Origin of the sequence: Citrobacter sp. Ce006, assembly GCF_030336535.1 — a bacterium.
GTDB classification, from domain to species: Bacteria; Pseudomonadota; Gammaproteobacteria; order Enterobacterales; family Enterobacteriaceae; genus Citrobacter; species Citrobacter europaeus.
Genome location: NZ_JAOWDO010000073.1, coordinates 21,012 through 33,288 on the forward strand (window position 1 = coordinate 21,012; position 12,277 = coordinate 33,288).

Annotated in this window: 8 protein-coding genes and 2 tRNA genes; 5 read left to right on the top strand and 5 right to left on the bottom strand. The window is 53.2% G+C overall.

All coding sequences use genetic code 11. The features are described from left to right. Both frdB and frdA read right to left on the bottom strand, forming a co-directional pair. Positions 1-735: a fumarate reductase iron-sulfur protein gene (gene frdB, locus OGV94_RS18805; RefSeq protein ID WP_008785993.1), complete on the bottom strand. Its 735-nt coding sequence runs from the start codon at positions 733-735 to the stop codon at positions 1-3. Continuing rightward, positions 728-2,518: a fumarate reductase (quinol) flavoprotein subunit gene (gene frdA / locus OGV94_RS18810; RefSeq protein WP_047406754.1), complete on the bottom strand. Its 1,791-nt coding sequence runs from the start codon at positions 2,516-2,518 to the stop codon at positions 728-730. Before frdA ends, frdB begins: the two co-directional genes overlap by 8 nt. 324 nt (positions 2,519-2,842) lie before the next feature. Between frdA and epmA the strand changes: the two genes are divergently transcribed. Beyond that, positions 2,843-3,820, top strand: a complete 978-nt coding sequence (gene epmA, locus OGV94_RS18815) for an elongation factor P--(R)-beta-lysine ligase (RefSeq protein ID WP_003830517.1) — start codon at positions 2,843-2,845, stop codon at positions 3,818-3,820. Between the two features lie 214 nt (positions 3,821-4,034). Beyond that, positions 4,035-5,537: a glutamate/gamma-aminobutyrate family transporter YjeM gene (yjeM, locus tag OGV94_RS18820; protein ID WP_087052280.1), complete on the top strand. Its 1,503-nt coding sequence runs from the start codon at positions 4,035-4,037 to the stop codon at positions 5,535-5,537. Between the two features lie 94 nt (positions 5,538-5,631). Here yjeM and mscM read toward each other — a convergent pair whose 3' ends face one another. The 3 genes from mscM to rsgA form a co-directional block, all read right to left on the bottom strand. Continuing rightward, complete coding sequence (mscM, locus tag OGV94_RS18825; protein ID WP_047406746.1) at positions 5,632-8,946, bottom strand: miniconductance mechanosensitive channel MscM; 3,315 nt, start codon at positions 8,944-8,946, stop codon at positions 5,632-5,634. A 17-nt stretch (positions 8,947-8,963) separates the two neighbouring features. Continuing rightward, entirely contained in the window at positions 8,964-9,932 is a 969-nt protein-coding gene (asd, locus tag OGV94_RS18830; RefSeq protein ID WP_043018164.1) for an archaetidylserine decarboxylase, read from the bottom strand. Between the two features lie 92 nt (positions 9,933-10,024). Continuing rightward, on the bottom strand, positions 10,025-11,077 hold the full coding sequence (rsgA, locus tag OGV94_RS18835; RefSeq protein ID WP_170928034.1) for a small ribosomal subunit biogenesis GTPase RsgA: 1,053 nt from the start codon (positions 11,075-11,077) through the stop codon (positions 10,025-10,027). A gap of 105 nt (positions 11,078-11,182) precedes the next feature. Between rsgA and orn the strand changes: the two genes are divergently transcribed. The 3 genes from orn to OGV94_RS18850 all read left to right on the top strand — a co-directional run bounded on the left by orn (position 11,183) and on the right by OGV94_RS18850 (position 12,275). Further along, on the top strand, positions 11,183-11,728 hold the full coding sequence (orn, locus tag OGV94_RS18840) for an oligoribonuclease (RefSeq protein WP_016151407.1): 546 nt from the start codon (positions 11,183-11,185) through the stop codon (positions 11,726-11,728). Between the two features lie 240 nt (positions 11,729-11,968). Beyond that, positions 11,969-12,044 (top strand) — tRNA-Gly (locus OGV94_RS18845). A gap of 155 nt (positions 12,045-12,199) precedes the next feature. Further along, positions 12,200-12,275 (top strand) — tRNA-Gly (locus OGV94_RS18850). The last annotated feature ends 2 nt before the right edge of the window (positions 12,276-12,277 follow it).

Genomic DNA, 12,277 nt, shown 5'->3' on the forward strand with positions numbered 1-12,277 from the left:
TTAGCGTGGTTTCAGGGTAGCGATAAGAAAGTCTTTTGAACTTTCAACTTTACCCTGCTGAATGGCCGCAGCCGGATCGACGTGTTTCGGGCAGACTTCGGAGCAGTAGCCCACGAAAGTACAGGTCCAGACGCCGTTCGGGCTGTTCAACTGAGCCATACGCTCCTTCTTACCGTGGTCGCGGCTATCTTCGTTGTAGCGATGCGCCAGCGTAATCGCAGCCGGTCCAATGAACTCTGGGTTCAGGCCGAACTGCGGGCACGCGGCGTAGCACAGACCACAGTTGATGCAACCGGAGAACTGATGATACTTCGCCATCTGCGCCGGAGTTTGGGTGTTTGGACCCTGATCCGGTGTACGCGGGTTACCGATGATGTACGGTTTGATCGCTTCCAGGCTTTCGATAAAGTGCGTCATGTCGACGATCAGATCGCGCTCAATCGGGAAGTTGCCCAGCGCTTCAACCTTCATGCCGTTTGTGTAATCACGCAGGAAGGTTTTGCACGCCAGTTTCGGTACATTGTTGACCATCATGCCGCAGGAGCCACAGATTGCCATACGGCAGGACCAGCGGTAGCTCAGATCCGGTGCCAGGTTATCCTTGATGTAGCCCAGCGCATCCAGCAGCGACGTGGTTTCATCATAAGGAACTTCGTAGAAAGCACTGTGCGGCGCGGTATCGGTTTCCGGGTTATAGCGCACCACCTCAACTTTCAGGTTTTTCATCTCAGCCATTCGCCTTCTCCTTCTTATCGGCTGCTTCCGCTTCGCCACCGTAAACACGTTTAGCCGGTGGCAGAGTGGTGATTTTCACGTCGCTGTATTCCAGACGAGTCGTGCCGTCAGCATCGCGGAAGGCGAGGGTGTGTTTGAGGAAGTTCACATCGTCACGCTCTGTGCAGCCTTCATCCAGACGCTGGTGCGCGCCGCGGGATTCTTTACGCGCCAGAGCAGAGTGAGCCATACATTCTGCAACGTTCAGACCGTGACCCAGTTCGATGGTGTACAGCAGGTCGGTGTTGAAGACGCTGGAGGTATCAGTGATACGTACGCGCTTGAAGCGTTCCTGCAGTTCCGCCAGCTTATCAACGGTTTTCTGCATGAGTTCCGGCGTACGGTAGATACCGCAACCTTCTTCCATGGACAGGCCCATTTCGTCACGGATCTTAGACCAGTTTTCGTTACCTTCCTGGTTAACCAGATCTTTCAGACGTTTTTCAACGCCAGCAACCTGCGCATCGAGCGCGGCGCTGTTTGCTGCGCCAGCCGTTGCAGCGCGTTCTGCAGCCTGTTCACCGGCCATACGACCGAAGACCACCAGTTCTGCTAGGGAGTTAGAACCCAGACGGTTAGCGCCATGCAGACCAACAGAGGAACATTCGCCGACAGCGAACAGACCTTTAATGCGGGTTTCACAGTGCTGATCGGTTTCGATACCGCCCATGGTGTAGTGCGCGGTCGGACGTACCGGGATCGGTTCTTTAACCGGATCGACACCCACGTAGGCTTTCGCCAGTTCGCAGATGAACGGTAAACGTTCGAGCAGTTTTTTCTCGCCGAGATGACGCAGGTCGAGGTAAACCACATCGCCACGCGGAGTGGAAATGGTGTTGCCTTTGCGCCATTCGTGCCAGAAAGCCTGAGATACTTTGTCGCGCGGACCGAGTTCCATGTATTTGTTTTTCGGCTCGCCCAGCGGAGTTTCCGGACCCATGCCGTAGTCTTGCAGATAACGGTAGCCGTTTTTGTTGACCAGGATACCGCCTTCACCACGGCAGCCTTCCGTCATCAGGATACCGGAGCCTGGCAGACCCGTCGGGTGATACTGAACGAATTCCATATCACGCAGCGGAACGCCGTGGCTCAGCGCCATGCCCATACCGTCGCCGGTTACGATGCCGCCGTTGGTGTTGTAACGGTAAACACGACCTGCGCCGCCCGTTGCCATCACGACTGCGTTAGCACGGATTTGCATCAGCGTGCCTTCCATCATGTTCATGGCAACCAGGCCGCGAGCATGACCATCGTCAACCAGGATATCCAGAACGAAGTGTTCGTCAAAACGCTGAATCTGCGGGAACTGCAAAGATGTCTGGAACAGCGTATGCAACATATGGAAGCCGGTTTTATCCGCGGCAAACCAGGTGCGCTCGATTTTCATACCGCCGAAGCGACGTACGTTGACGCTACCGTCTTCACGACGGCTCCATGGGCAGCCCCATTGTTCCAGTTGCGTCATTTCAGTTGGGCAGTGGTGGACAAAGTAATCCACGACATCCTGCTCACACAGCCAGTCTCCGCCTGCTACCGTATCGTGAAAATGGTAGTCAAAGCTGTCATGATCCTGCGCGACAGCAGCAGAGCCGCCTTCGGCAGCAACGGTATGGCTGCGCATTGGGTACACTTTTGAGATCAGTGCGATTTTAGCGTTGGGATTTGCTTGTGCGGCAGCAATTGCAGCACGTAATCCCGCGCCACCGGCGCCTATAATGGCAAGATCGGCTTGAAAGGTTTGCACGACATTCCTCCAGATTGTTGTTATTTCATTCCTGCCTGAAATCAGATGCTTCATCGGCTTCAAACAGGTTATGAACGCGTTTCCACTGCTCCTTTATAGGTACAATAGTATAGTCTTAGGGATGTGCGGGAAATTTGACGTGTTCGATTTTTTTAGCGTATCTAAGGGGGGAATTATCATTGAATTTGATTAATTTAATTACTAAACCACCCCCCGTCGCTTTTTTTATCCTATTGCCAGCGCTGATTACTGCTGCGCGAAATTTGTCTCGTTAACGCGATACGAGTAGACTTCGTGCCCTTGTCTTAAATCGGAGAAACAAACATGAGCGAAACGGCAACCTGGCAGCCGAGCGCGTCCATCCCCAATCTGTTAAAACGTGCTGCAATTATAGCGGAGATTCGCCGCTTTTTTGCCGATCGTGGCGTGCTTGAGGTTGAGACCCCTTGTATGAGTCAGGCAACGGTAACGGACATTCATCTGTTCCCGTTCGAAACGCGTTTCGTCGGCCCTGGACATTCCCAGGGAATGAATCTCTATTTAATGACCAGCCCGGAATACCATATGAAGCGCTTGCTGGTGGCAGGGTGCGGCCCGGTGTATCAACTGTGCCGCAGCTTCCGTAATGAAGAGATGGGGCGCCATCATAACCCTGAATTCACCATGCTTGAGTGGTATCGCCCGCACTACGATATGTATCGGCTGATGAATGAGGTGGACGATTTGCTCCAGCAGGTGCTGGACTGTTCACCTGCGGAAAGCCTCTCTTACCAGCAAGCCTTCCAGCGTCATCTGGAGATAGACCCGCTGTCTGCGGATAAAACCCAACTGCGGGAAGTGGCGGCGAAGCTGGATCTCAGCAATATCGCAGATACCGAAGAAGACCGGGACACCTTGCTGCAGCTGCTGTTTACGATGGGCGTTGAGCCGCATATTGGTAAAGACAAACCGACGTTTGTGTATCATTTCCCGGCCAGCCAGGCATCACTGGCACAAATCAGCACCGAAGATCATCGCGTGGCTGAACGTTTCGAGGTTTACTACAAAGGTATTGAGCTGGCGAATGGTTTCCATGAACTGACCGACGCGCGCGAACAGCAGCAACGGTTTGAACAGGATAACCGCAAACGTGCCGCTCGTGGCTTGCCGCAGCAACCTATTGATACCAATCTGCTTGAAGCGTTAAAAGTGGGCATGCCGGATTGCTCTGGCGTGGCGCTGGGCGTTGACCGTCTGGTGATGCTGGCGCTGGGCGCAGAGAGCCTGGCCGAGGTTATCGCATTCACCGTCGATCGCGCATAACTTACGCTTCTGTAATACAAAGTGGCGGCAAAATAGCCACTTTGTAGCATATTTTTTCATTTCCCCTCTAATAGCCACAATTTACTCCTGGATATTTGGTATCGTTCAGGTATCAATTCTGTGTTGATTTTTCTATCGCTGAACTCTGCAAAGAGATCAGTGCCAATCGGTGAGCGGCGTTTGTTAAACGCTTGCCAGAGTAAGGGATGGTTTGATGACCCAAACAATAAAAAAGATGAGCCTGATTGGTCTCATCCTCATGATATTTACGTCTGTTTTCGGTTTTGCTAATAGCCCCTCCGCGTTCTATTTAATGGGGTATAGCGCGATTCCGTGGTATATATTTTCTGCATTATTATTCTTTATCCCATTTGCTTTAATGATGGCGGAAATGGGATCGGCTTATCGCAAAGAAGAGGGCGGAATCTATTCGTGGATGAATAATAGCGTTGGGCCACGCTATGCATTTATCGGCACGTTTATGTGGTTTTCTTCCTATGTGATATGGATGGTAAGTACCGCGGCGAAAGTCTGGGTACCTTTTTCAACCTTCTTATTTGGCGCAGACATGACGCAACACTGGCGTATCGCGGGGCTTGAGCCTACGCAGGTCGTGGGGCTGCTTGCCGTCGGCTGGATGATTCTGGTGACCTGCGTGGCATCTCGGGGAATTAATAAGATTGCTCGCATTACGGCTGTAGGCGGAATTGCCGTAATGTGTCTTAATTTAGTTCTGTTGTTAGTTAGTGTCGCCATTTTGTTATTAACTGGTGGCCACTTTGCACAGGATATTAATTTTATCTCTTCGCCTAACCCAGGATATCAGTCCGGGCTGGCAATGTTGTCATTTGTTGTGTTTGCCATTTTTGCTTACGGCGGAATAGAAGCCGTGGGTGGATTAGTTGATAAAACTGAAAAGCCAGAAAAGAACTTTGCGAAAGGAATTGTCTTTGCCGCTATTGTCATTTCTGTCGGTTATTCACTGGCTATATTTTTATGGGGCGTTAGCACCAACTGGCAGCAGGTATTAAGCAATAGCTCGGTTAACCTCGGGAATATTACCTATATCCTGATGAAAAGCCTCGGGATGACGTTAGGTAACGCGCTGCATCTTTCCCCTGAAACTGCGATGGCGATGGGCGTGTGGTTCGCGCGTATCACCGGGCTTTCTATGTTCCTCGCCTATACCGGCGCTTTTTTCACGCTCAGCTACTCGCCGTTGAAAGCGATTATTCAGGGAACGCCAAAGGCGCTGTGGCCCGCGCCGATGACCAAACTGAATGCGGTGGGGATGCCGACGACGGCAATGTGGTTGCAGTGCCTGCTGGTGAGCCTGTTTATTCTGCTGGTTTCGTTTGGCGGCGATACGGCTTCAGCGTTCTATAACAAACTGACCCTGATGGCGAACGTCTCGATGACGCTGCCGTATCTGTTCCTCGCGCTGGCGTTTCCGTTCTTTAAAGCCCGTGTGGGTTTGGAAAGACCGTTTGTGGTCTTTAAAACCCGGGCAGCGACGTTACTGGCAACCGGCGTGGTCGTACTGGTGGTGACGTTTGCCAACGTGTTCACCATCATCCAGCCGGTGATTGAAGCTGGGGACTGGAACAGCGCATTGTGGATGACCGGCGGCCCGATCTTCTTCTCGCTGCTGGCGATGGCGATTTATCAGAACTATAGCCGCCGCACGGCCAACAATCCTGAGTGGGCGGTGGAATAAACGACCTGCCTAATCCGGCCGACAAAGAGGCATCTTCGTAGGCCGGATAAGACCCAACGGGTCGCCATCTGGCATTTCTTGCCAGGATCATGCGCTACAAACTTCCCGCCGGGCGACTGCCTCTGCCCGCAGAACTTAATGTTCTCCCTGTTTGCTTACCGCCAAGGCTCTCCAGACGCATCTGGAACGGTGGGAACGGCATATCAATACCGTGCTCGCGGAAGCCAGCCAGAATCAGTTGGTGGATCTCGTGGCGCAGCGGCATGCGATGCCCCATTTCAGCGGCATAAATACGCAGTTCGAAGATTTGAATCCCTTGCTGCAGGTCAACCAGGAAGACTTCTGGCGCCGGATTATCGATAACCAGCGAGCAACGGTGTGCGGCAGTCAGCAAGATCTGCGTAACCTCCTCGCTGTTAGCCTCCGACGGCGCCGGGATGGTTAATACCACACGGGTGACCGAATCGGACAGCGACCAGTTGATGAACTGCTCGGTGATAAAGGCCTTATTGGGCACGATGATCTCTTTGCGGTCCCAGTCGCTGATGGTAGTGGCGCGGGTATTAATTTTCGTCACGCTACCGGTAAGATCGCGAATCGTCACCGTGTCGCCAATGCGGATTGGTTTTTCAAACAGGATAATCAGGCCGGAAATAAAGTTGGCGAAGATCTCCTGCAAACCAAAGCCCAGACCAACACCGAGAGCCGCCACCAGCCATTGCAGTTTGGACCATTCAATACCGATCATCGAGAAGCCAACCAGACCGCCAATCAGCATCAGCAGATACTTTGTGATGGTGGTGATGGCGTAACCGGTGCCGGGGGTTAAATCCAGATGTTGCAGAAGCGCCAGCTCCAGCAATGCGGGCAGGTTGCGCACTAGCTGGGTGGTGATAATAAATACCAGTATTGCGATGAGCACCGCACCCAGCGTTATCGGCTCCAGGCTTTCCACACCCTGCACCGTGGAGGTGACATCCCACAACGAAATGTTTTCCAGAAAGCCGAAAGCGGAATGAATTTCTGACCACAGCACAATGACCGAGAGCAGGGCGATAAGCATCAGGATAGAGCGCACCAGGCGCAACGATTGCGCGCTGATCGCATCCAAATCCACTTCGCTTTCATCAACATCAATCGCGCCTTCAAGGCTGGTGGAATGCGGTGGTTCTTCCTCACCCCGCGCGCGCTGCGCCAGCATTTCGGCGCGTCGATGCTTAGCGCGGTCAAACGCCAGGCGGCGGCGCTGAATGAGCATCCAGCGGCGAATGACGTGATACACCACCAGTAATAAGAACCAAATCGCCACGGACGTTTCCAGACGCGCCAGCAAAGCTTGTGACGTAGCGAGATAACCCACTGCTGCGGCGAGAATAGCAATCAGCGGCGCGCCCATCAGCATATTCCACAGCATGCTATTGACCATGTTATCGCTGTTGCCCTCTTTATCGAGGTATAGCGGTATCCCGGCGCGTTTCAGGCTCAGGGTCACGACCGCTAACGCACCGCAAATCAGAATAAAGCACAGACGTCCCAATGAGGCGGAGAATTCCCGGTCATTGAGGTTATCAAACATAATCACCGCCATGATCAACGGGACAATCAGCCCGATGCTCATCAGGTAGTAGTGCATGGCTTTCGCGACGCGGTTCCGCGGCCAGCCGAAATGGGCAATGAACAAACCGTTGGGGCGCGCAAAGGTGGCGCAAATCATTACCGCCCACAGCATGGGCACTGTAGCGGTTACGCCATCGCCGATAGCAACAGCCAACGGATAAGGCCAGGCTTCCTGCAGTCCGTAACCGAGCGTTGCCCACAGTACCGGCAACGGCGAGGCGACGAGTATCGACCAGAACACTGTGCGTATTGTCAGCCAGAAATGGTCCTGGGTGACTTTCCCGACCCGCGCTGATGAGCGCTCCAGAAAACGGGTAAAGTGTTTGCGAGAGTAGAGGCTAAATCCAACCAGCACCAGCGCACCGAATAGAGGTAGCAGCGTTTCCTTGCTGGTCAGCATCATGATGCTGGCTTTACCTAACTGATTAAACGTATCTAATGAGATCAGACGCCGTAGATCCTGAACGATGTCGACAGGCCAGGAGAGCGAGATAGGGCTAACGTCTGACGTCCAGAACAGATAGCGGTGCGTTGCTTCATTGACCTCTTTTAGCGCATCTTCCAGTTGGCTGTTGGAGACTTTGAGCTTGGTCAGCTCAAGGATCAACGTATCGCCGCCCTGTAACAAAGAGTTCAGCAGTTCACGCTGGGTGCGTAGCTGGGCGTTGAGAATGCTGCTCTGTTCAGCGGTCAGCGGTTGTCCATCGGCCTGATGAATCTGACGCAGTTGCGGCTGTTTGTTGAGGAGGTCCTCATAGCGCATGCGGTGTACGCGAAGCTGCGCCATTTCGGTATCCAACTGCTGAGGCTTAGGCATTTCCGGTAAACGGGATACCTGCGCTCGTAGCGCTTCACCCAGCATATTTGAGACCCCAAGCCACTGAGACTGCTCTCGCAGCGTATTCAAGGCCTGGCGGACCTGCAGCGTTTGGCTGGCAGCCTGACGCTGCTGAGAGGCGACCAGGTCCATACGTTGCGCCTGCTGGTTCAAGGCCTGAGACAGCTCGCGGTTAACCTTGAACTGATCGACAATACCTTCCGGCAGTCCCGCGCTGTTTTCCGCCAGCAGTTCGGTGCTTTCCAGCGCTCGCTCTGCTTCACGCTGACGCTGACTGTTAAGTTGGTTGCGTAATGCCTGCAGGTAAGCGTCGAGTTGTTGACTCTGTTTTTCTGCCAGTTCGGAACGCATACGCGCCAGTTCCTGGCGGTTATTGGCGGAAAGCTGCGCCAGCTCCAGCTCATCGACCTGGGCTTTGAGTTTGGCGGATTCAGCCTGCATCGCCTGATTTTGCGCGGAGTTACCGTTGGCGGTACCAATGCGTCGCTCAAGCTCATTTAGCTGGCGGCGGGCATCGGTTTGCTGTTGAGGAAGTTGGCTTAATGAGTCGGCGATTTCCCGGGCGCGGTCCTGCTCCTGTTGGGCCTGACGACTTTTTTCCAACAGTTGGCTGCTGACCTGCAGGATCTCCTGGTTTAACGCATCGGTAGTGAGTCCGGTTGGCACATTGCGCGGTTCATCGCGCAGGTTGCTAAGCTGCGCGCGTAATGTTGCGGACAGCTTGGGGAAGTTATCAATAACCTGCTGATATTGCTGGGCACGCTCAAGAGAGCCTTTACGCTCCTCAAGGGCATTCAGCGCGGACTGGAGCGCCTCGACGGTTTCTGGCTGAGCGGGTTTTGCCGCCTTTGCCTGCTCCAGTTCCTGGGTGAGTTGTTTGGCATCGGGGGCCGTCGCAGCGTACGCCCCCAGGCTGAGGCACCAGGCCATCAGAAACGTGATAATCAGGCGCACAGCAGCGATTCCTATGTTTAAGTTTCGTCTTTTTTGTTGTCAACCAGCGGGCTGGCGTCGTGTTCTGCTTCGATCTCTTCTTGCGCCAGCGGGGCCGGTTCTGCCTCTGGCGTCACGAAAGTCTCGGTTGAGATGGCCATTGGCTGACCGATTTTCGTTACTGAAAGGTCCTGCAACTGCTCAACAAGGTTAACTTTGCCAGGTGCGAACAGGTTGATGACGGTTGAACCGAGCTTAAAGCGGCCCATTTCCTGACCTTTCAACAGTGCCACCGACCCTTCGCTTTCGCCTTCCGGCCAGGTCCAGCGTTTGATGACGCCTTCACGCGGTGGGGTAATGGTGCCAGCCCATGCGGTTTCAATACTGCCGACGATGGTCGCACCGACCAGAATCTGCACCATCGGGCCAAATTCGGTATCAAACAGGCAGATTACGCGTTCGTTGCGTGCAAACAGGTTCGGAACGTTTTGCGCAGTCAGGATGTTTACAGAGAAGAGATCGCCTGGCACGTACATCATTTCACGCAGGATACCGTTACACGGCATATGTACACGGTGGTAATCGCGTGGAGACAAGTAAGTGGTCACAAACGTACCGTTGCGGAATTTGTCCGCCATCTGGTAGTTGCCAGCCAGCAGGGCTTCAAGGGTATAGCTGTGCCCTTTAGCCTGCAGAAGCTTGTCTTCTTCGATGTTGCCTAACTGGTTAATCACGCCGTCAGCGGGCATGACCAGTACGTTTGGATCGGTGTTAATCGGGCGAACGTCGTCGCGCAGCGGGCGAACAAAGAAGTCGTTAAAGGTGCGATAGCTGGCGGTGTCCGGCTTTTGCGCCTCTTTCATATCGACCTTATAGTATTTCACGAACAGATCGATAACCAGTTTAGTCAGCCATCCCGCTCGTTTGCTCGCACCCCAACCCGCCAGGCGAGTGAGCCATAGTTTCGGCAGAATATATTGTAGCGAAAGCTTAAATGAGTTTAACAAGGTAGCCTCCAGGCCATAATTTGTTCCCGATCCGGCATGCGGGCCGGATCCTGAAAAAAAGGGGACGATTCTAGCGATGCTTAGCTTAGTTGTCAGTTGTCTGTATCAGAAAAGTTTTTACGCGTTTTTACCTGCGCCATGCTTTCCAGGATGCGGTGATAATTTTCAAACCGGGTTTCGGCAATGGTCCCTTTTTCTACCGCCTCACGGATAGCGCAGCCTGGATCGGTATCATGCTTGCAGTCGCGGTATTTGCAATGGCCCAGGTAGTCATGGAATTCGACAAAGCCATGCGTGATTTGTTCCGGTTCCAGATGCCACAGCCCGAACTCACGTACGCCAGGGGAGTCGATAACGTCGCCGCCGTGCGGGAAGTGATACAGGCGAGAGGCCGTGGTGGTGTGCTGTCCAAGGCCGGAGTTGTCGGAGACATCGTTGGTCAGGATCTCTTCCTGCAGGCCGAGAAGATTATTGAGCAGGCTCGATTTACCCACGCCCGACTGACCGGCAAAAATGCTGATACGATCGGTTAATGCTTCTTCAAGCGGCTTCAGGCCGTCTTTAGTGCGGCTTGATACCATCAACACGCGATAGCCAATGTTGCGATAGATATCCATCTGTTCGTTAACGAAAGCCATGCCTTCGTCATCCAGCAGATCGATTTTATTCAGTACGATAATCGGTTCGACGTGTAGCGTTTCGCAGGCTACCAGATACCGGTCGATAATATTGAGTGACAGCTCGGGTAAGATGGCTGAGACAATAACGATCTGGTTGATGTTGGCGGCGATGGGTTTTACCCCGTCGTAAAAGTCGGGGCGTGTCAGAACCGAGGTACGTTCGTGTACTGCCTCAACGATGCCTTTGACATTCACGCCTTCTGCTGCCGCTTTACCCGGGCGCCAGACGACGCGATCGCCGGTAACCAGCGAGCGAATTGTTCTGCGGATGTTGCAGCGGTGAATCTCACCGTCAGCAGATTCTACGTCGGCATGCATGCCAAAACGGCTGATAACGATGCCTTCAGCGGTTTCGCCAAACAGGTTGTCGTCGTAGTCTGGCTTCTCCGCGGACGTTTTCAGACGACGCTGGTGATTGGCGTTCACACGGCGCTGTTGGCCTTTGGAGAGTTTATTCTTACTCAATCGGACTGGCTCCTGGTCGCCCATGATGGGCAAAACATTTATGATACACACAATTTTAGATCAATGTAGTCACACTGAATGTGACGCTGAAGGGTGGAAAATAGCATGAGTGCCAATGAAAACAACCTGATTTGGATCGATCTGGAAATGACAGGTCTGGATCCCGAGCGCGATCGCATTATTGAGATCGCCACGCTGGTGACCGATGCCAACCTGAATATTCTGGCTGAAGGACCGACAATTGCGGTGCACCAGTCAGACGAACAGTTGGCATTAATGGATGACTGGAACGTACGTACGCATACCGGTAGCGGGCTGGTGGATCGCGTGAAGGCGAGCACCATGGGCGATCGTGAAGCTGAACTGGCCACGCTGGCTTTTTTGAAAGAGTGGGTTCCGGAAGGGAAATCACCCATCTGTGGCAACAGCATCGGTCAGGATCGTCGTTTCCTGTTTAAATACATGCCGGAGCTGGAGGCGTATTTCCATTATCGCTATCTTGACGTTAGTACGCTCAAAGAACTGGCGCGTCGTTGGAAGCCGGAGATCCTGGCTGGCTTCACCAAGCAGGGAACGCATCAGGCGATGGACGACATTCGTGAATCTGTTGCTGAGCTTGCTTACTATCGCGAACATTTTATTAAGCTTTGATTTTGTGGATTGCCGGGTGGCGGTGCGCCTTACCCGGCCTACGAAAATCGTTCCTGCGAGCTTGCACTAAGTCAGGATTGTCGCTAAATTAAACGACTTGCCGATAAATTCAGCACTTAAACGAAAAAACAAGAAAATCGCTTTTAGGGGGGTTGCAGCTAAACGGATTTCTCGTATAATGCGCCTCCCGTAACGACAGAGAATTACGCGTTACGGCAGCAACAAAAGCAGTACAGATTTGCGGGAATAGCTCAGTTGGTAGAGCACGACCTTGCCAAGGTCGGGGTCGCGAGTTCGAGTCTCGTTTCCCGCTCCAAAATTTGAAAGTGCTTGTTAAGCACAGACCACCAATCGCAGGATTTCGAATTGCGACAAGGCGGCAACTGAATGAGACTCAGGAGCTTACTGAAGTAAGTGACTCAGGCGAATGAAGGCAGCCAACGCAGTAGCGGTTCGAAAGACGAAGATTATGCGGGAATAGCTCAGTTGGTAGAGCACGACCTTGCCAAGGTCGGGGTCGCGAGTTCGAGTCTCGTTTCCCGCTCCAAA